The 18,024-nt window shown below is 68.8% G+C and carries 18 protein-coding genes and 6 pseudogenes; 11 read left to right on the top strand and 13 right to left on the bottom strand.

Features of this window, described 5'->3' with window-relative positions:
* Positions 1 to 544: 544 nt before the first annotated feature.
* Complete coding sequence (locus ACFYO5_RS24145) at positions 545 to 850, bottom strand: hypothetical protein (RefSeq protein ID WP_388712086.1); 306 nt, start codon at positions 848 to 850, stop codon at positions 545 to 547.
* 557 nt (positions 851 to 1,407) lie between these two features.
* Between ACFYO5_RS24145 and ACFYO5_RS24150 the strand changes: the two genes are divergently transcribed.
* On the top strand, positions 1,408 to 1,620 hold the full coding sequence (locus ACFYO5_RS24150; RefSeq protein WP_388712088.1) for a hypothetical protein: 213 nt from the start codon (positions 1,408 to 1,410) through the stop codon (positions 1,618 to 1,620).
* A 22-nt stretch (positions 1,621 to 1,642) separates the two neighbouring features.
* On the opposite strand, the pseudogene ACFYO5_RS24155 reads toward ACFYO5_RS24150, so the two are convergent.
* The 3 genes and pseudogenes from ACFYO5_RS24155 to ACFYO5_RS24165 form a co-directional block, all read right to left on the bottom strand.
* Positions 1,643 to 2,035 (bottom strand): annotated as a pseudogene (locus tag ACFYO5_RS24155) (transposase); the annotation flags it as partial.
* A gap of 32 nt (positions 2,036 to 2,067) precedes the next feature.
* Positions 2,068 to 2,750 (bottom strand): annotated as a pseudogene (locus ACFYO5_RS24160) (transposase); the annotation flags it as partial.
* A gap of 64 nt (positions 2,751 to 2,814) precedes the next feature.
* On the bottom strand, positions 2,815 to 3,534 hold the full coding sequence (locus ACFYO5_RS24165) for a hypothetical protein (protein ID WP_388712090.1): 720 nt from the start codon (positions 3,532 to 3,534) through the stop codon (positions 2,815 to 2,817).
* A 137-nt stretch (positions 3,535 to 3,671) separates the two neighbouring features.
* On the opposite strand from ACFYO5_RS24165, the pseudogene ACFYO5_RS24170 reads away from it, so the two are divergent.
* Positions 3,672 to 3,954, top strand: a pseudogene (locus ACFYO5_RS24170) (IS5/IS1182 family transposase); the annotation flags it as partial.
* A 33-nt stretch (positions 3,955 to 3,987) separates the two neighbouring features.
* Here the strand turns inward: ACFYO5_RS24170 and ACFYO5_RS24175 are convergent.
* The 3 genes and pseudogenes from ACFYO5_RS24175 to ACFYO5_RS24185 form a co-directional block, all read right to left on the bottom strand.
* A pseudogene (locus tag ACFYO5_RS24175) lies at positions 3,988 to 4,299 on the bottom strand (zeta toxin family protein); the annotation flags it as partial.
* The gene (locus ACFYO5_RS24180; RefSeq protein WP_388712093.1) at positions 4,296 to 4,589 is read right to left on the bottom strand and encodes a hypothetical protein; all 294 of its coding nucleotides are present in this window, start codon (positions 4,587 to 4,589) and stop codon (positions 4,296 to 4,298) included. The pseudogene ACFYO5_RS24175 and the gene ACFYO5_RS24180, both read right to left, overlap by 4 nt.
* 81 nt (positions 4,590 to 4,670) lie before the next feature.
* Positions 4,671 to 4,892, bottom strand: coding sequence for a histidine phosphatase family protein (locus ACFYO5_RS24185; protein WP_388712096.1), 222 nt, complete (start codon positions 4,890 to 4,892; stop codon positions 4,671 to 4,673).
* 259 nt (positions 4,893 to 5,151) lie between these two features.
* On the opposite strand from ACFYO5_RS24185, the gene ACFYO5_RS24190 reads away from it, so the two are divergent.
* The 3 genes from ACFYO5_RS24190 to ACFYO5_RS24200 all read left to right on the top strand — a co-directional run bounded on the left by ACFYO5_RS24190 (position 5,152) and on the right by ACFYO5_RS24200 (position 7,094).
* Positions 5,152 to 5,439: a hypothetical protein gene (locus ACFYO5_RS24190; protein WP_388712099.1), complete on the top strand. Its 288-nt coding sequence runs from the start codon at positions 5,152 to 5,154 to the stop codon at positions 5,437 to 5,439.
* Positions 5,440 to 5,700: 261 nt separating this feature from the next.
* Positions 5,701 to 6,750, top strand: a complete 1,050-nt coding sequence (locus tag ACFYO5_RS24195; RefSeq protein WP_388712102.1) for a tyrosine-type recombinase/integrase — start codon at positions 5,701 to 5,703, stop codon at positions 6,748 to 6,750.
* Positions 6,747 to 7,094 carry a hypothetical protein gene (locus ACFYO5_RS24200; RefSeq protein ID WP_388712104.1) on the top strand — a complete coding sequence of 116 codons (348 nt, stop codon included), beginning with the start codon at positions 6,747 to 6,749 and terminating at the stop codon, positions 7,092 to 7,094. Before ACFYO5_RS24195 ends, ACFYO5_RS24200 begins: the two co-directional genes overlap by 4 nt.
* 199 nt (positions 7,095 to 7,293) lie before the next feature.
* Here ACFYO5_RS24200 and ACFYO5_RS24205 read toward each other — a convergent pair whose 3' ends face one another.
* Both ACFYO5_RS24205 and ACFYO5_RS24210 read right to left on the bottom strand, forming a co-directional pair.
* A complete protein-coding gene (locus ACFYO5_RS24205; RefSeq protein ID WP_388712107.1) occupies positions 7,294 to 7,695 on the bottom strand; it encodes a DUF5958 family protein in 402 nt (133 codons plus the stop codon).
* A gap of 2 nt (positions 7,696 to 7,697) precedes the next feature.
* A complete protein-coding gene (locus ACFYO5_RS24210) occupies positions 7,698 to 8,324 on the bottom strand; it encodes a DUF6000 family protein (protein ID WP_388712110.1) in 627 nt (208 codons plus the stop codon).
* Between the two features lie 125 nt (positions 8,325 to 8,449).
* Between ACFYO5_RS24210 and ACFYO5_RS24215 the strand changes: the two genes are divergently transcribed.
* A complete protein-coding gene (locus ACFYO5_RS24215) occupies positions 8,450 to 8,695 on the top strand; it encodes a hypothetical protein (RefSeq protein ID WP_388712113.1) in 246 nt (81 codons plus the stop codon).
* 16 nt (positions 8,696 to 8,711) lie between these two features.
* Positions 8,712 to 8,975, top strand: a complete 264-nt coding sequence (locus ACFYO5_RS24220; RefSeq protein ID WP_388712116.1) for a hypothetical protein — start codon at positions 8,712 to 8,714, stop codon at positions 8,973 to 8,975.
* A gap of 119 nt (positions 8,976 to 9,094) precedes the next feature.
* Here the strand turns inward: ACFYO5_RS24220 and ACFYO5_RS24225 are convergent, their stop codons facing one another.
* Positions 9,095 to 10,420 carry a S1 RNA-binding domain-containing protein gene (locus ACFYO5_RS24225; protein ID WP_388712119.1) on the bottom strand — a complete coding sequence of 442 codons (1,326 nt, stop codon included), beginning with the start codon at positions 10,418 to 10,420 and terminating at the stop codon, positions 9,095 to 9,097.
* A gap of 181 nt (positions 10,421 to 10,601) precedes the next feature.
* On the opposite strand from ACFYO5_RS24225, the gene ACFYO5_RS24230 reads away from it, so the two are divergent.
* The 3 genes and pseudogenes from ACFYO5_RS24230 (at position 10,602) to ACFYO5_RS24240 (ending at position 12,225) form a co-directional block, all read left to right on the top strand.
* Complete coding sequence (locus tag ACFYO5_RS24230; RefSeq protein WP_388712122.1) at positions 10,602 to 10,739, top strand: hypothetical protein; 138 nt, start codon at positions 10,602 to 10,604, stop codon at positions 10,737 to 10,739.
* 88 nt (positions 10,740 to 10,827) lie between these two features.
* Positions 10,828 to 11,584 (top strand): annotated as a pseudogene (locus ACFYO5_RS24235) (transposase).
* A gap of 122 nt (positions 11,585 to 11,706) precedes the next feature.
* Positions 11,707 to 12,225, top strand: coding sequence for a hypothetical protein (locus ACFYO5_RS24240; RefSeq protein WP_388712125.1), 519 nt, complete (start codon positions 11,707 to 11,709; stop codon positions 12,223 to 12,225).
* Between the two features lie 630 nt (positions 12,226 to 12,855).
* Here the strand turns inward: ACFYO5_RS24240 and ACFYO5_RS24245 are convergent.
* Positions 12,856 to 13,854, bottom strand: a complete 999-nt coding sequence (locus tag ACFYO5_RS24245; RefSeq protein WP_388712128.1) for a YdcF family protein — start codon at positions 13,852 to 13,854, stop codon at positions 12,856 to 12,858.
* 194 nt (positions 13,855 to 14,048) lie between these two features.
* Between ACFYO5_RS24245 and ACFYO5_RS24250 the strand changes: the two are divergent.
* A pseudogene (locus ACFYO5_RS24250) lies at positions 14,049 to 14,240 on the top strand (ATP-binding protein); the annotation flags it as partial.
* A 617-nt stretch (positions 14,241 to 14,857) separates the two neighbouring features.
* Here the strand turns inward: ACFYO5_RS24250 and ACFYO5_RS24255 are convergent.
* Positions 14,858 to 17,209 (bottom strand): ABC transporter permease, encoded by a 2,352-nt coding sequence (locus tag ACFYO5_RS24255; RefSeq protein ID WP_388712131.1) that lies wholly within the window; start codon positions 17,207 to 17,209, stop codon positions 14,858 to 14,860.
* A complete protein-coding gene (locus ACFYO5_RS24260; RefSeq protein WP_388712134.1) occupies positions 17,206 to 17,913 on the bottom strand; it encodes an ABC transporter ATP-binding protein in 708 nt (235 codons plus the stop codon). Before ACFYO5_RS24260 ends, ACFYO5_RS24255 begins: the two co-directional genes overlap by 4 nt.
* Between the last annotated feature and the right edge of the window lie 111 nt (positions 17,914 to 18,024).

An 18,024-nucleotide genomic window follows, 5' to 3' on the forward strand; every position in this document is an offset into this window, starting at 1 on the left:
CCGGCCATGGACCCCGGCGCCAAGGACCTCGCTCCCGGCCACGCCCTCGCGCCATCTCGTACAGGACCTGACGAGCGCCGGATACGAATACCTCGACCTGGGCCGCACAGTCCCCGGCCAGCACGCCTACAAGGACCAGTACGGGCCGCACTGGAGCAAGACCGTCCACGCCGTCAGCAGACCCGCACCGCTGTACCTGAACCTGCCCGGTGAACTCGCTCAGGCAACCGCAGAACCGGTCTGAGGCGCAGGGCCCGCCCGCCCGGCCGAATCCAGGCAGCGGCATCAGGCGCACCCAAGGGACGCCCGGGGAGCCGCGCGACTGGCTCAGTCGCCACACCGCCTCCGCATCCGCGCCCGACATCCCCAACCGGCCGGGCGCTGACGGGGGAGCGGCTCGCCCGGCACACAGGAACCGGCGCACGCGGAGGTGGCCCGTGCCGAGTGGTTCGGCACGGGCCACTACCGCCGAGTCTTGTGCTCGTGCAGGGGTCTCAGCAGAGCATTCCGTTGCCGGTCACCCTCGCGGCCTCTGTACGAGGGGTCAGCGGGATTCGTCGTAGGGGTCGCGGCTGCCGGACTTGGCCAGGCCTCGGCTGATCATGTAGCCGACGGTGAGGACCACGATGTAGAGCCATGCCCTGTCGGCGCGGAAGTAGTCGGCGTGGCCTTCGTCGTCTCCCACGACCATGGAGGCGATCAGGACCGCGACGACCGCGGCGATGTAGGCGAAGAACTCGGTGGTCTTGAAAGCGGCCTTCGTTTCGGTCGACAGCCGGCGCGGCCGGTGAGCGGCCGTATCGGTGCCCGCGTGGTGGCCTGCGTTGCCGACCGGATTCACAGCGCTCATGAGAAGGCACCTTTCTTGTTCATCGGAGCGTGTGATGCGCTCCGCGGGTAAGGAACGCGTCAAGATCGACGCGGCATCTACTGAGTGCCCACGTGCAGCTGATTAAACAGAGCATCAGAACATGGGCATGACATGCTCTGGGGTGACTTCGGCCGGGCCAAGGTCTTGTCGCGGTGCGCGCCAAGGGGGCCAACTGCGGGACCGGCTGGAGGGCCTGGTGGACCGACCGCGTTCAGGGGCCCCGCGAAAGATCACGGACGAGCAGGTCTAGGGCCTGTCTCCTTGCTGGAGAGGCCGCCCAACCGACCGGAAAGTCTGGCGCCTCGAGGGGGCTGCTCGGCTACGGTCGCCGGGGAGGTAGACGAGTGTCCTGGCCATCTGTGATCATCCTTGTCCCCGCGGATCGACGTCCGTTGGTTGAAGGGTGAATGCGTGCTTTTGAGCTAGTGCCGGATCCTGTGACGGGTGACGACAGGCTGCACTGGCACGGGTACTCGTACTCCATCGACCTCTCATGCGGGATTCTGACTGACTACGAGAGCGACGAGCTTGATCAGGTGACCACCCAGATCGGCGAACCATACGCGGTCTACGTCTCGTGCCAATCCATGGACGCGGCCCGGGCCTTCCTCCGTGACGTCCTCCCTGAACTCGACGGGCTCGTCGACACCAACCACTACGAAATCCTGCAGGCGAGCGAGTTCCTCACGCTCGTCGACCGCCACCCCGACTGGGACTGGCGGCGCCAACCGAGCACCGACCTCGAATAGGTCGGCTCACATCGGCACCCGGTCACCTGCGGGACCAGATCAGAATGGCAGCGAGGTGCAGGGCGGCCTGATAGGCGACTGCGAGTTTGTCCGTCCGCATTGCGAGGCCGCGCCACTGCTTGAGTCGGGCGATGCACCGCTCAACAGCATTGCGCTCCTTGTATGTCTCAGCGTCGAAGCCGGGTGGACGACCTCCGGCGCGGCCTCGGCGCAGTCGGTGGCCGATCTGGTCCGCAGGCTGCGGGATGACGGCACGGACGCCGCGTCGACGGAGATGGCCACGGATTGCGCGGGAGGAGTAGGCGCGATCCGCAAGGACGATCGCTGGACGGGTTCTTGGCCTGCCGAGTCCCCTTCGCGGGACCCGGATTCCGGCCATGACCGCCTCGAAGGCCGGCGCATCACCGGCCTGGCCCGTGGGGCACGGATCGCGTGCTGTTCCTGATCCTTCATCCGGGCGAAGGCGTGCTCGACGCGGGCACGCGCTTTGCGGTGAGAGACGTTGTGTTCCTCCTTCCAGGCTAGGAGTTCAGTCTGGCCGCGTTCGCGGCGGCGGGATGACCAGCCCGGTGCCCCGGTAGCCGCCGTCCGCGATCACCGTGGTCCTGCCGACGGCGTCCTTCGCGCCCGACAGCGCCCACGCCTTGCAGTCATTGCGGTTGCCGGGCACCGGCCGACCGCGACCGCGACCGCGACCGCGACCACGAGCCGGGTGTCGGCATCGATGACGACTTGATGGTTGGTCGAGTACCTGTAGTTCTTCGACTGCTCGGCGATTGTGTGGTCGCGCGTGGGCACCAAAGTCCCGTCCACGATGAGTACCGCATCCTTGCGGAACCGCGGGCGGGGCCGGAGCGCGAGCGACGGCCCGAGATGATCGATGATGCGGCCGGCTGAGGACTTCGAGACGCCGAACAGCGGTGCCAGCTGCCGCAGGGTCAAGTTCGTGCGCGAGTAGGTTGTCACCAGCAGCACACGGTCCTCCAAAGAGTGACTCCAGGGGCGGCCTTGCGTGTCGGGTCCGCTCCTTCCCGGCGTAACGCGGTGTTCAGCTTGTGGAAGCCACGCGGGCTCAGTCCGCTGAACGGGGCAATCCAGGAAGGCTCCGACGCCGTGATCACACCAGCCACAGCGTGATCATGGCATCACACCGGCCGGGAGAGGTGATCACTCTCTTCTCTGTGGAGATCGCGGTCAAAAGGGCGGTTCGCTGCTGCAGCCGCCCGTCCACAGATCCGAGTCTTGCTCGTCAGGCTGCAAACCTGTGTTTTCTCCCCAGGACTTGAGACCTCGGCGGGCAATGAAGCGATAGGAACGGTTGTCGCTTGAGACCAGCACATCACGGACCAACGGGGTGAGAGGGACACGCTGCTGAACGAGCTCCGGGGCGTCCAGGAGCGCAACAGCCGCAGCAATGGCCGCTTCCTGAACAGCAAGGTCCGGAGCGTGTAGGAAAGCAGAGACAGCCTGGAAGAGCCCGGGACGCAGTGCCCGGACCTGGACGGACTCTGGATACTCCTCCAGGCAAAACCCCACGCCTGCCATTTGAGCCTCTGCCTCGCTGTCGACCTCGATGGCGACCGACGTCACCCAGTCCAGCAAGGCAGCGCGCAGCGGAAGGGATCGGCCATCACGGTCGACCACAACGGTGCCCGTGCGCGGGTCGCCGAGGATCGCCGCCACATACGCTGCCGCAGGCACGGTCGCGGAGTAGATCGTGTTCTGGTGATGCACCGGGTCGTTGAGGTGCCGCAGAGCCCTGGTCTGTGTGCCGGCGTCGTCCGCCAAGAGTCCGGCCAGCAGAGCTGGGGTTCCTGCGGCCGACCCACGGGCATGTTCGAGTGAAGCCCAGTCGGTCCCCGCCAACAGATCCCATGGGTCTGCCAGCAGATCGTCAACATCCGTGATCGTCACACGTCGAGTATGGCCGTTGCTCCCACACCTGCCCCGGCCACCTCATGTGCATAGCGGGACAGCTCCTAGCACGACGAGTAGCGTTATCGCTACGCCTCTTGGAACTCTTCATCCAGAGAAGGGCTTCCTCGGGCGCGGTGAGAGTGCCCCGGATGGGCGTCGGTCGGCCGCGCCACAGGCCCGACTCGGTCATCGCCGTCACGGGCGATCCGCCAGACGCTGCGGCGTCGGGACATCCGGGCAGTGGTCCGGGAGAGAGCGGACCAGAAGGCCAACCGGAGCGGCGTGGCCGGGCCGGCGGTAGACCACCGGCCTTCGACTGCGACCTCTACCAGGCCCGCAACGTCGTCGAACGCTGCTTCAACGGGCTCAAGCAGTTTCCGCGCCATCGCGACCCGCTTCGACAAACTCGCCGCCCGCTAGCCGCGCTCCAGCGCGTAGCTGGGCCTGCTCCCTCCACAGGTCGCCGTCCGGGCGGACCAGCGCGTCGGCCTCCTGCGGCCGCTCCGCCTGCCAGCGCGCGTAGTCGGGGTGGTGGGGATTGTAGAAGTCCATGTTGATCCAGGGTCGCTGTGCCGGTGCGCTCCAGCGCTCCTTGACCATGGCGGTCACCGCCGTCTTGCCCGCTCCGGTCTGCCCGGCCACGATCACGGCGACCGGGCTGCGCTGCGGGGTGCAGCCGTCGAGGAAGACGGGGGCGATCTGCTCGCGGAAGATGCGCCGGTTCTCCTCCAGCGGCAGCTGCCCCTCCGTCGTTGTACTCACGCAATTCCGCCGGCGAGGGACTGGCGGACTGTGCGGGCCAGGGTATGGGCGCGCTGGAGAGCGTCGGAGTCACCGGGCCGCAACTGGAGCTGGGCCCGGTTGAGTTCCTGCTGGTAGTGGGTCAGCTGCTGGGCAGTGGTCGCGTCGGCGTCGCGCAGCGCCGCGGAGACTTCCGTGACGGCCGCACGCAGATCGCTCAGGGCTGCCTCGTAGGGCTGGTCGCCGTACAGGCCGCCGGGCACCGGCTCGACGTGGGCGAGCACCGGGTCGGTGGGGGACTGGTCGTTCATACGCGGGTCATTCCTTCGGTGTTGTCGAGTGAGGTCAGGTGGGCGGTGTCGCCCCAGGAGGACAGACGAAGGCGGTGGCCGTCACCGTTCCAGCAGGACACCGAGGTTCGCCACGGGCGGCAGCTGCTCGGGAGCGGACGCGCCGATGCCCGCGAGCACGTAGCGCAGGTCGATCACCACGGCGTCGTGCGCCGCGATGAGGACCCGCCGCTGCGGCGCGGCCCGGCCGAGGTCGGTGACGAACTGGCCGACCCGGACGGCGACGTCGGTGAAGGCCTCGCCGCCGGGAGGCCGGTAGACCACTCGCCCAGCAGCTGGCGGCGGCCCGCCTCCTCCGGTGCCCGGGCATGAAGGGCGGCAGGGGGATGCAGCTCGAAGACGCCCATCTCCCGGTCTCGCAGCCGCTCGTCGACCAGTACCTGCAGCCGCGGCGTACCCAGCTCGGCGGCGCGCTCCGCACTACATCTGCACCTGCCTCAACGACGCCCTCGCCGCGAGCGGGCTGACCAGGCCCGGCAACGAGCAGCTGGGATACACGCCCCGCGACTTCCGAAGAATCTTCGTGACCGACGCCCTCCGCTCCGGCCTGCCCCCGCACATCGCCGCCCGCATCTGCGGCCACCGGACGGTCGACACGACCCTCGGCTATGCCGCGATCTATCCCGAGGACGTCATCAACCACCACCAATCCTTCATCGCCCGCTGCCGGGCGCTGCGACCCGAAGAGGAGTACCGCGAGCCCACCGCACAGGAGTGGCAGGACTTCCTCGCCCACTTCGAACTGCGGAAGGTCGCCCTCGGCGTCTGCGCACGCTCTGCACTCCCTGCGTCCATGAACACGCCCCGTTGACTGAGCGAAACCTGAGATTGCCCAGTTCAGTGGGCGGACGGAGTCATTGGGCACTACGTTCAACGGTCGTGATGAAGGATGTTCCCCGACGAGATTTGGCAGCCCTGGCGGTTCCCCAGTGGGGTCGGCTGATGGAGACCGGCAACCGGTACGAGCCGTACCAGCTGATCGATCCCGACGGAGCGGCCGTCGAGCCGGTCGCCGTCTACTTCCAGGAGTTGGGCGGCCGGGAAAGCGCCGTCAACGGTTCGCTCCTACGGGATGGATCTGTTGCGGTGGTGTCGGTTCCTGCGGTCCGTGGATGTTCCCTGGGATCGGGCGACCCGCCGGGAAGCCCGGGATTTCAACTGCTGGATCCAGCAGACCGTCAAACCCAGGAAGGTCAAGGCCCAGGGGCCGCGGGCGGTAGGGGAAACCGGTGCCGCGAACCCGGTGACCGGGAAGCCGTCGACCGGATCCGGGTACGCTCCGGCCACCGTCGTGCACAGCGAGACGGTCCTGCGCCGGTTCTACGGCGTGCACCGCGATGCGGGGACCGGCCCGCTGCTCAACCCGTTCCCGCTGGATCTTGCCCGCCGCTCTGGACGGGCTCACGCGCACCACAATCCGATGGCCGGCTGGAAGCTTGAGCGCGCGGGCCGGTACCGGCCGAGCCTGCCGCGGCGAATCCCGCGTTCGATTCCGGAAGCATGGTTCAACAAACTGTTCGCGGCGCTGCCCTCCAACCGCGACCGGGCCCTGGTCGCCTTCTGGATCTCCACCGGGGTGCGGGCTTCGGAACTGATCGGCATGCGTCAGCGCGACGTCGATCCTGGCCAGCAGTTGATCAGCGTGGTGCGCAAGGGCTCGCGGGCGGTCCAGCAGGTGCCGGCATCTGCGGACGCTTTCGTATGGCTGCGCCTCTACCAGCAGGAGGTACAAGGCCAGGTTGTGCGAGGACGCACCCAGCCGGTGTGGTGGACACGGCGAGATCCGAGCCGACCCCTGACCTACCATGGCGCCCACCGGATGTTCGAGCGTGTCAACGCCTCGCTCGGCGCCGACTGGACCCTTCATGACCTCCGGCACAGCGCGGCCGCCCGGATGGTGCGCGACCCGAAGCTGACGCTGTCCGACGTGCAGTGGGTGCTCGGACACGCTCACCTGTCCGCCACGGAGGTCTATCTGACGCCGCACAAGGACCAGGTCGTGGCCGGCGTGCTGGCACATCACGCACGCCAGGTCCGCACGAGCATCCAGCCGGTGCCACCGCCGCCAGCACCAGGCTACGATCCGGCGTCGCTGGAGGTCTTGTTCGGGCGCTCGTCATGACGGCCGTCGTCAAGCACACGACGCGCAAGCCGTTGGAGATCACGAACCCGAGCGCGGAGCAGGCCAAGGCGCGAAACAGCCGACTGCGGGAGCAGTTCCCGGCTCGGGCGTCACAACGGTGGTGGCCCCAGACCGCGCAGTCGTCTGAGGAGACGCTGCGACACCTGACGACGGCGCCGTTCCTTCCGGTGGCGAACGGCACCCGAGCGGGACGCCGCCGCGGGGTGATCAAGTTGCTGCGCTGGCTGTCGAGCCGGCCCGGGGATACCTGGCAGCAGCGATGGATGACCACGGGAGCCGAGGAGTTGTCCGGAGCCTCCTGGGTGGAGATCCCCAAGCGGTGAGCAACCCCACCGCAAGACCCGCGACTACGTGGCATTCGGTCCGTTCCAGTTCGACCGCCACCAATACGATGACGCCTTGCAGGCCCTGAGCGCGGTGATCGGCTCCGCCGCCGACGACACGAGCGCATGAACACCGCCGTCAGTCCGTCTTGCCGCACATGGGGTCCAGGGGCGGAGGCCAGCGCCGGGGGACTCGTCCTCACCCGTCGGCGACGGGCAAGTTGTGCCACCAGTGACCGCATCCGCCGGAGCAGAAGCGTTCGCGGCGCCGTTCGTCTGCGACCGCGAGGACCTCGACCAGTAGCCGGAACGCCTTGCGTCGTTCGTCGACAGGGGTGAGACCGGCGATCTTCCCCAGTTGCTGGTCGATCGGGCCGCAGGTGATCAAGGCCGCCGGGGTGTGCGTCGGGCGCAGCCCGGCACGTCGGATGCTCTCCGGTCCGTCTTCGGTGACGGCGCGCGCCTGCACGCAGTGGTGGCGCAGGAACAGAAGTATCTCGGCCTGCTCCTCCGGGCTGTGGGTGTCGAACCACTCGATGCCCTGTGACATCGGGCGCAGTCCTTGGGCGAGTTCGTTGAGGATGATGTCCCGCTCGGTCATGATCAGCTCCCGCAGGTCAGCGAGGCGAAGACCTCAGCGGTCTCGTCGACGAAAGCGCACAGTTGCTGCACGGCCTGCCGACAGTCATGCGGGTCGAGAGCCGCCACGGCCCGGACTTCGAGCCATCGGTCCCAGGGACCGGCCGGGGCAAGGAACTGTGTCGTGTACTCGGAGCCGAGAATCTCATCGAGGTACAGAAGCGTCCCAAGGACGACTGCCTGGTCGTAGTCGAGGTCGGGACGCGACAAGTAGTGATCAAGGTATGCGCTGAGCAGTTCGGCATCCGCTGCAGTACCGAACCTCGCAAGGGCGACGCAGTATGCCGCGCCCGCATACGGCCCCTCGCTGGCCAGCAGGAGCCGGCCTATGAGCTCGCGGAACTCGGACCTGTGGGCCACAGCAACCAGCCAAGCGGCAGTCTTGCGCTCGCGCCATCCACCCTCGAAGAGTACGCCGAGCTCCGCCGGAGTGATTTCGTACGCAGCCTGAGCCAGGTCCCGCACAAACGCGGAGCGCTCGACCGGGCTCAGCCGGAAAACGCTCCCGCCCAACCGAAGGTATCGCCGATCAGGCGTGACGAACCGCCGAACCAGATCCTGCAACTCGGGATCGCTCTGGACATCACGCATAGCCGCATCCTGGCCCGGGACGGTACTCATGTGCCACAGGTTTGCCGACTGCCTCAACAGAGCGTAGTTACTGGTTCAGAGAAGCCTGCATCCGCTGCCCTGTCCTGCGGCCCGATGCCGAACAGATGCCCCGCCTGGAGGAAATCCACGCGAACCTGATCGACCGGCTCCAGGAAGCCAAGGAACAGGGATGGCTCGGCGAGGTCGCCGCGATCGAGGCCAGCCTCGCCGCCGCCGAGCAGAAGCTCGCCGCCATGCGCGACCTCGCGGCCCGGCACACCACCGTCCACCTAGGCATGCCCGATCTCCGTGGCGTCGTCGCGCGCATCGACTCCGAACAGCGAAACGAAGATGCGAAGCAGCAGCCCTGAGCACTAAAACGAGGCGATGACCGTGTTCCTCTGTTCCAAGTGCGGCACCGCGATCACGCCGGAGCTCGCCGAGCTTGCCGCCGTCCCTGACATCTCAGACGACGAGCGCGACCGGGACAAGGAGACACGCCGGGCACCTTCCACCGTTCCACGGGGCCACTACGCGATCTGGGGACCTCCCTACGTCGTGCAGGACCACCTCGGCAGGTGGCTGAAGGAAGACCAGGCGCGGGCTGCAGTCGTCATCGGCTGGATCGTCCAGGGCGCCCGCCGGGACTGACCAACAACGAACGTCCTGCCGGTCCACCGCCAGGGTCTGTCATATTCTGTAGTCGTCTGCGCCAATGTCTGCAGTCCTCTGCACGCCCCCTGTGGGGCTGTATCAAGTCGCCTTCCTCGTCAGGCGTGACGGTGCCTCTCCGGGGCGACGGCGAGTGCCTGCTTGTATGACAGTGCGATCCGGCGCCGGGCGGGGTCGACTTCGAGGATCTTGACGGTGAGTGCTTCGCCGACCTGAACGACGTCTTCGGGCCTTTCCACGTGCTCGTCGGCCAGTTCGGTGTTGTGAACCAGTCCCTCGAAGCCGTCCTCGGAGTCCTCGATACGGACGAAGGCGCCGAACGGTACGAGTTTCGTGACGGGGCCGGTGACGATCTGACCGACCTGCCGCGCGAGATCCAGCATCGGATCCGGCTGCAGTGCCTTCAGCGATAGCGGCACACGCTCCCGCACCATGTCGACGTCGAGGACTTCGGCGGTGATCTCCTGGCCGACGCTGACAACGTCGGACGGGTGGTTGATGTGCCGCCAGGACAGCTCCGGAATGTTGATCATCGCGGTGAAGCCGCCGATGTCCACGAAGGTGACGCCGAAGCTTGCAATGGTCGTCACCCTGCCGGTGACGACCTGGCCGCGTCGCAGGGTCTTCAGGAAGGCCCAGTCCCGGTCGCTGGGCGTCGGCTCGGTCTGCCAGCGTGCTCGCAGGACACCGTCGCTGTACGGCAGCACAGCGGTGAACAGGGGGAGATCTTCACCGGCATACATGGATACGACGCCGCCGGCACGCGCGCTGGCGAGCCGGGAGGTCGCTGCCTCGAACTGGGTCTCGTCCACGACCGTGCTCGTGATGTGTCCGTCCTGGTCCTCCCAGATGACCTCCACCAGGCCTTTGTCGGGTAGGGCGGCCACGGCCGTGTCGATGTCGGTGAGCAGGTCCGGCCAGACCGCCAGCTGGGAGCGTGGGGCCAGCCGGGAGCGGACGGTCTCGATGGTGTCGCGGGTCAGGCGGTGCCACCGGGATGCGTTGGCGCCGAAGGCCTCCTCCAGGAACACGGCACGGTGGGCGCTGACGGTCCAGTCCAGGCGGGCCCAGAAGTCGGCGTCGGCCGGACGCTGCACGTACGCGGGGTCGTCGGGGGTGAAGTCGTACGGCGACGTGTCCAGGCGTTCTGGGAACAGGCCGAGCGCTCGGGTGCGTGTCAGCGCTTCTTCGCAGGGCCGGCTGCTGCCGATGTAGAGGTGCTGGTCCCAGCCGACGTGCACCGTGAAAGCTCCCTCCACCTCCAGACGGCACCAGGCGCCGTGGTCGCGGAGCATGGCCCGGACGAGTTCCAAGCCGACGTCGATCGGCACCAGTGCGCCGTCGTGGAAACCGGCGGGGCCGGCGGGGAAGAGGCCGGTCAGGTCGTAGCCCAAGGGCAGCACGTGGCCGATCCGGAAGCGCATCTGTCCTGGCTGTCGTGAGCAGCTGGTCTTCGCCGGCTACGACTTCGCCGCGCCCCGGCGACGCGACACGAAGGCATGGTCCGTCGTTGCCACCGTACTCACAGAGGGGTTGACCTACGATCACCGCCCGGGCTGTGGGTGCTCGCGGCTCCCCTCGTTCCGTCCCCGGACCCGAGCACAGGTGCGTGCCCGTCGAGATGCGGCCGAGCGGCTGGGCCTGCCCCTGTCGGTAACCCTCGCCCGCCGCGACGCCTTCATCCCGGAGGACCGCGACGAGCATTCCTCCTTGCGGTCGGACGCCACGCCCGACAAGACCTGAGCGTCGCGCCGGACGGCGGCTGACGGGGAAGCTCAGAGTGTAGTGACCGGCTTGAAGTTGCACCGGGGCCGCGATGTGATGATCTTGAGTGATCACGGCGTCCGAACCGTCCTGGATAGCCCCCTTCACCCGGCTGAGCCTGCGGCAGTTCGGGAAGCTGGTGACGGTTCTGCGGCGTCAAGGTTGGAAGCGGTCCGCAGGGGCCGGCCGTGGAGCCTGCCGTTGGAGGACCGGGCCCTGCTGGTCGCGACCTACTGGTGCACGAACCTGACCATGCGGCAGCTCGCCCCGCTGTTCGGGATCTCGAAGTCGGCGGCGGACCGATCATCGACCATCTCGCGCCGATGCTCGCCCTCCAGCCACGCAAGCGGTTCGCGAGGGACACCGTGCTCATCGTGGACGGCACCCTGGTACCCACCCGCGACCGCGCCGTCGCCGAGCAGTGGAAGAACTACCGGTACTCCACCAACCACCAGGTCGTCATCGACGCCGACACCCGCCTCGTCGTGGTGGTCGGCCGACCTCTGCCCGGCAACCGCAACGACTGCAAGGCATGGGAGGAGTCCGGCGCGAAGGCCGCCGTCGGCACGACCATGACCATCGCCGACGGCGGCTATCCGGGCACCGGACTCGTGATGCCCCATCGACGCCGCAAGGACGAGGAACTGCCCGACTGGAAGCAGGCCCACAACAAGTCCCACAAACAGGTCCGCGCCCGCGTCGAGCACGTCTTCACCCGCATGAAAACCTGGAAGATCTTTCGCGACTGCCGCCTCAAAGGCGACGGCGTCCACCACGCCATGCTCGGCATCGCACGGATACACAACCTCGCCCTCGCCGGATAGACCCCCCGCTGCACAGCAGCCCACCCTGCCCGATGCCACTCAGAGATCATTTACGGGACAACCCCTCAGGGTCTGTCCGGTGTGTCGGCAGGGTCCCCTTGCGTGCCTTCTAGGCTGGCGCCATGGACAACGGGCTCGCTCACGAGGAAAGCGTCTTCATCAACTTTCGACGCTACGGCCCGGATCCGAAGGAGCACGGGTTTCGGTGGGTTGACATCAAGCAGTTCCGCTTCTCTGCGGAGTCAGTGGCCGATAGAGGGCTGCTTGCCGCACTGATCGAGCATGAGCAGTTTCGGGACGACTATGCAGGTGGTGGAGTGCTGCCGGACGGGCCCCGGCACGGTCCGTATTGGCTGCGGTTGATCACTCCCGACCTGTACGAGTCCATCGGCCAGGAGAAGGCCGTGCAGATCCTACGGGAGTGGGTGGATCCGCTCTGGGACGTGCCCACCGAGCTGGAGGCAGATCTGCAGCAGGAGGTGTTCGCCCGCCTGGCCGCAGCCGATGGCATCTACCACCTCAGCGAGCTCGGTGATGAGGCGATTCATGACTGGGGGCGCGTGCACGACTACTTCCACGAGTTCGTGCTCGTCGACCGCTCGGCTGGGCGGATCACGCTCATCGTCGCCGCGGACGACTGAGGCAACCACCGGGCACATCCGGATGCATGCTTCATGTTCCTGGACGACCTCGACTCGGGGCCGCTCCTTCAACTCCTTTCAGCCACGTCCCGTCCTATCGTTTGGTGCGGGCGCGGGCGAGTCGCGGCCAGGTAGTCGGACAGTTCTCGCCGGCCATCGCTGCGAAGCGTTCCGCTGTTCTCGGCTGGATGCCGAGCAAGTCGGAGAGCACGACGGGTGGCAGGTCGGCGAGCGCTTGCATCATGGCCGTGTTCCGGGCTGCGCGGGCGGGCAGGCCGCAGCGCTTGAGTTTGTCGGGCAGCGGCGCAGGTTTGCGGGGGCGCCCGGGGGCTCGGCCCGGCAGCAGGTACCTGGTGGCTTCGTTGCCGTGCCGGGATCCGCCTTCGAGGTGGTCGTCGATGAGGCGGGCGACCTTCGGTGAGCAGGAGAGCAACGGTCAGGAGATCAAACGAGGATGTGAGAACCGGGTGACCTTCGTTGTCATGTGGGGAGGAACGTGATGTTGCCGCCGAAGGCGAGGCGGTCGACGATGGCCGCGCCCGCCGAGGCGTCCTGACGCGAGCAAGACTGCGGGAACGGCCTCGACGGCGGCGAACCGCGGGGCCGGCGACTGACCGGGGCGCGGGTGCTTCAGTGCTCGACGACGGCCGTCGCCACCGGGACTGCCAGCAGCAGGCTGAGTCCGACCAGGGGGAGGCGGTCCAGCCACAGGATGGCGGCGAATTCGCGCAGTGTCGCGGCCAGCCAATAGGCGGGGGAGGTCGGCGCGCCCACGACGTGCACGGGCACGCCGACGCGGCGGGCCAGCAGGGTCGTGCGGTAGACGTGGAAGCCGCTGGTGACCACCGTGGCACGGTGGCCGGGAGTGGCGCCGTCCACGAGGGCCGCGCTGAAGCGGAGGTTCTGCCCGGTGTTGACGGAACGGTCTTCCCGCACGATCTGATCGGCTAGAACTCCGCGTACGCGCAGATAGTCGGCCATCGCGTCCGCCTCGGAGCGGACCTCGTCGTCGCCTTGGCCGCCCGAGACGACGAACACCACACGAGGCGTGCCCGGTGTGCGGGCGGCGTCGATCGCGAGGGCGCGCTCCAGCCTGCGGGTCAGCAGCGGGCCGGGCTGGTCGCCGTTGAGCCCGGCACCCAGGACGACGACATGGGTGGTTTCCGGTAGGGGGCTGCTACGGCCCCGGACGAACACGTAGCCGGCGAAGACGAGGAAGAGCAGCGTGAGGTATCCAGCGGCCGCGTTCACCGCGACCACGACGGCACGGAACGCCTCGCCGCCGATGGCATGGGAGACCGCGTCGAGGGCGAGCACCGCCAGCACCGCGCAGCCGGCGGCCCCGGTCGCCAGCAGGGCTGCCTGCGGTCCGTAGCGCCGGACCAGGAGGACACCGTCGGCCAGCAGCAGCAGGCCCAGCGCAAGCGCCAGGAGCAGGGCGGCAACGGCGAGGACGGTGGCGATGGCCGGGTGGGCTGCCGCACTGCGACAGGCCACGCCGAGCCCGGCAGAGGCCACCGCGAGGCAGAACAGGACCGCGGTGGAGAACCGGTGCGGTGCCAGCAGGGCGTTGACGACGCCGCCCGCGGCGAACACGACCGCGGCGACGTACTCCGGGTACTCCGGCATGTGCCGCACCGCTCCACTCTCCCGCCCGCCGGGCCGCTGCCCGTACCCGCCCGCCTCTCGCCGCCCGCAGGTTCCCGGACCCGGCACGGACGGCTGCCGGCCATCCTCCCAGACCTGCTGTGGTGCGCCGAACGCGGGCGGGCGGTGGTGCGTTCGGCGGGACCGGCATGTCGTGCCGGTGCGGCTGCCCGGCGGCCGCGCAGGGGCAGCCGGTGTGTGAGGTCCGCGATGCGAGCCGGCTGGCCGATCCGCTGGCCGGCCGCCGCCCGCCGGAGCGCGGCCGGTTGGGCGGCCGGGGCCTGATGCTGGTCCACTACGTGGCCGACCTGGTGCGCGTGCACACCGGCGACGACGGCACGACCGTGCGCTTCTACCTCAGCTTGTGACAGCGCGCGGGCGGCCCGCACCGAGGACCGGGCAGGCGTCGTCCTGTGGCGTCGAGAGACTGACGTGTCAGGCGGAAACACGACATCCCCCCACCCGAACCGGGCAGGGGGCTCTGGCATCAGGTGACGTAGCGAGGGCGGTCAGCGGTGGCCGATGGATCACGCCTCATGCTTCCTGCGGCACGAGAAGTGTTCGGGCAGCCCTTCGGGTCCTTGAAGGCTTGTGGGCTGACCGCAGCCGAAGCGGCAGAGCGGGATCGCTTGACCCGACGCGTCGACCGGAACCCTGGCGGTCTCGGTTTCTCGGGGGCGGGACTCAAGGACGATCGCGCGGCTGCCACGTCTCTGCTTCGGTTCAGCCCGCACATCTGAAGCCGGACGGTCCTCGGTGCACCTGTCGCGCCAATCCCCCTGTCGTACGGATGGCTGGCGCTCAAGACTCGGCCTCTGTTTGGACTGCGTTCGGTGGACGGTTGATCTTTGTTCCGGAACGGTGTGTCCATGCTGCAGGAGGTCCGGAACTCCCGTTGGCCCGCGCCAGTTGGAGTAAACCAACCAACAGGCCGCCACCGCTCCCTGAGGTGGGGGTCGCAGGCACGAGCTCTGGACCTGACCTCCTATTCGGTGCGCAGGGCCGTCGCGGTTCGGGCCCTGGCGGCCCAGCCGGCGGGCAGGAGCGCACCCAGGGTGGCGATGAGTAGGCCGCCGAGTGCAAGCAGGAGCAACTCGGCCCCGTGGTAGACGGCGATGACGGAACCGGGGAAGCGGAGCCCCGTGCTGTCGCCCATCGCGGGGATGACCCAGCCGTGCAGGGCCACGCCGAGCGGCACACCCAGAGTGCCCGCGACCAGTCCGGTCACGGCGACCGAAGTGAGGACCATCGCGACGGTCTGCCGGGGGGTCATGCCGAGCGCCTTGTGGACACCGATCTCCCGGACGCGCTCGCGGGTGTCGAGCAGCACGCCGTTGAGCACGCCGAGCGCGGCCACGGCGACGAGCATCAGCGTGAGGATCGCGGACAGCGCGTTGAGCGTGACGACCATGTCGCTGCCGGCGTCGAACCCACCGGCCCGAGCGGTGACCCCCAGCGGTGCCAGGTCCTTGTTCAGCGCGTCGATGTAGTCGGAGATGTCGGTGCCTGAGGTGACCGCGATGTGATGGCTCGTCTCCGCCAGGTCGGGATGGGCGGCCGTGAGGGTCGAGGCGTCGGTGAAGACCTGCATGCCGTCGTTGCGGGGGTCGAGGACCTCACCGACGATCCGGACCGTGACCGGCTCGGCCAGGCCGTTCAGGGTGACGGTGTCGCCGATGCGGGTGCCGGTGGCGGCCAGGAAGGGGGTCGGGACCACGGCCTCGCCGGGTTTGTCGATCCAGCGGCCCGAGACCATCGTGTAGCCGCCCCAGGAGGCGTCGCCGGTGAAGGCGTTCACGTTGAGGGTTCCGGTCAGGCCGGACACGGTCGCCCGTACCGTCGAGGCGCTGTAGTACTTCCCGGATCCGGCGGCAGCCTCGATGGCCGCGGCGACTGCGGCGGGATCGACCTCGGGCTGCTTCTCGGGGGCAGGACCTTGGGGGCCGAAGTCCGGCAAGGGCGCGGGCACGACGACATCGGCGGCGTCGTGGGCCCTGGCCTGCATCACCTGGCCGAGCGAGGCTCCCATCCCCACGGTGAACGTGACGGCGATGGTGCCGAACAGGATCGCCGTGCCCATGGCCAGCGCGCGGGCGGGCCGCGCGAAGGGCCGGGCCAGGCCCAGGGCGACCGGCTGCGGCAACGGCAGCCGTCCGGCCAGGCGGGCCGCCCACCGGCCGCGCCCCGCCGAAGCGGTACGCCCGACGGCGAGCGCGTCGACCGTGCGCAGCCGGCCGGCCCGCCAGGCACTGGCCCACGCGGTCACCGCCACCAGGCCGAGCACACCGGCGATCACCGCCAGGTCGACCCAGGGGGCGATGGTCAGGGACGAGGTGCCGTAGGCCTCCTCGGTCTCGGCCAGTACGGGGACGGCGAGCAGGTGGCCGGCGAGGACACCGAGGGTCGTGCCGGCGGCGGCCGGGATCAGCGCCTGGCTCACGTAGGCGCGCACGACCTGGGCCGGGGTGAAGCCGACGGCCTTGAGGATGCCGATGCGACGCGTTCCCGTGCCGACGGCCGACGCGACGACGTTGCCGACGATGAGCACCGACATGACCAGGCCGAGGGCGCCGAACGCGATGAGGAACGGGACGTAGAGGGCGGTGTCCTGCTCGGCGGTCTTCTTGACGGTGAGCCATGACTGTTCGCCGACGGCCGCACCTGGCGGCAGGGATTGCGTCACGGCCTTGCCGCCCGCGGTGATCTGCGCGGCGGTGCCCGCGTCGGTGAAGCGGTAGAGCATCTGGTAGCCACCGCTGCCGGGCACGGTGAGCGCCGCCATCTGGGACGGAACCACCCAGGCGTCAGCGGTCTGCGTGACCGAGCGGGCCACACCGACCACCGTCAGTGTCGGATCGCCGGACAGATCAGGGAAGGTGATCTTCATGCCCATGGTCGGGAAGAGCGCGGAGTCGGCGGACAGCACGATCTCGCCGGAGCGCGTGGGCCACCGCCCATCGAGCAGCGCCGCCTCGTCCACGTCCCGGCCGGCATCGCCCCGGCCGGCCACAGTCATCGGCCACCCGGGGTTGTCCCAGCCGTCCGACCGCGGGGTGACCGTCGCCGTACGGAACGGCCCGGCCGCGGCGCTCACCCCGTCGGCGTCCTTGGACTTCGACAGCTGCCCGGCACTCACCTTGCCCGCGTCGAACTGCACGGACAGATGCGCGCCGTGCTGCTTGGCGAAGGCGTCGTCGAAGGGCGCGCCGGAAACCACGAGCAGCGATCCGCCGAGGACGGAGGCGGCCACCGCCATCATCGTGGCGAGCCCGATCACCAGTGTCTGCACCCGGCGTCGTCCCACCCCGGAGCGCACCACCCTGCCGAGAGCGCTCATCGGACGGCCTCCGGGGCGACGGTCTGCGACCGGACGTCTTCGGTGATCCGGCCGTCGGCGATGCGGACCGTACGGTTCGTGCAGGACCGGGCCAAAGCCAGGTCGTGGGTGACCACGACGATGGTCTGGCCCTCGGCATTGAGGCCGGTGAGCAGCTCGCTGACGTCCTGTCCCGCAGCCGTGTCCAGGGCCCCGGTCGGCTCGTCGGCCAGGAGCAGCGCCGGCCGGTTCATCAACGCCCGGGCCACCGCGACGCGCTGCCGCTCGCCGCCGGACAGCCGCCCCGGGTAGGCGCGGGCGTGCCGGTCGATGCCCAGCAGTTCCAGGAGTTCCGCCGTCCGGCGGTCCGCCTCGCCACGTGCCATGCCCGCGAGGCGTGCGGGCAGGAGGATGTTGTCGGTGACGGTCAGATCGTCGAGCAGGTTGAAGAACTGGAAGACCATGCCGATCTTCGACCGCCGGTAGCACGCCGATCCGGCTTCGCCCAGCCGGTCCACCCGTACCCCCTCCACAGTGACCGTCCCCGTGTCGGGCCGGTCCAGGCCCGCGATCAGATTGAGCAGCGTGGACTTGCCGCTGCCTGAAGGGCCGAGGATCGCGACGGCCTCGCCGGGCCGCACGGTCAGCGACACCTCGTGCAAGGCGGGCGGGCCGTCGTCGTAACGGCGGCTCACCTCGCGCAGTTCGATCACCGGCATGGTCATGAAAGGCTCCTCGCGTAAGGGCAGTTGGCTGCGTGAACGCTAGAGCGGGCCCGGTCAGCACGCCTCGGCCGCCCGAACCCATTGCCGTACCGCGCTGGGCTGAGCCCCGGA

Source organism: Streptomyces sp. NPDC006259 (genome assembly GCF_042870975.1).
Classification (GTDB): Bacteria; Actinomycetota; Actinomycetes; order Streptomycetales; family Streptomycetaceae; genus Streptomyces.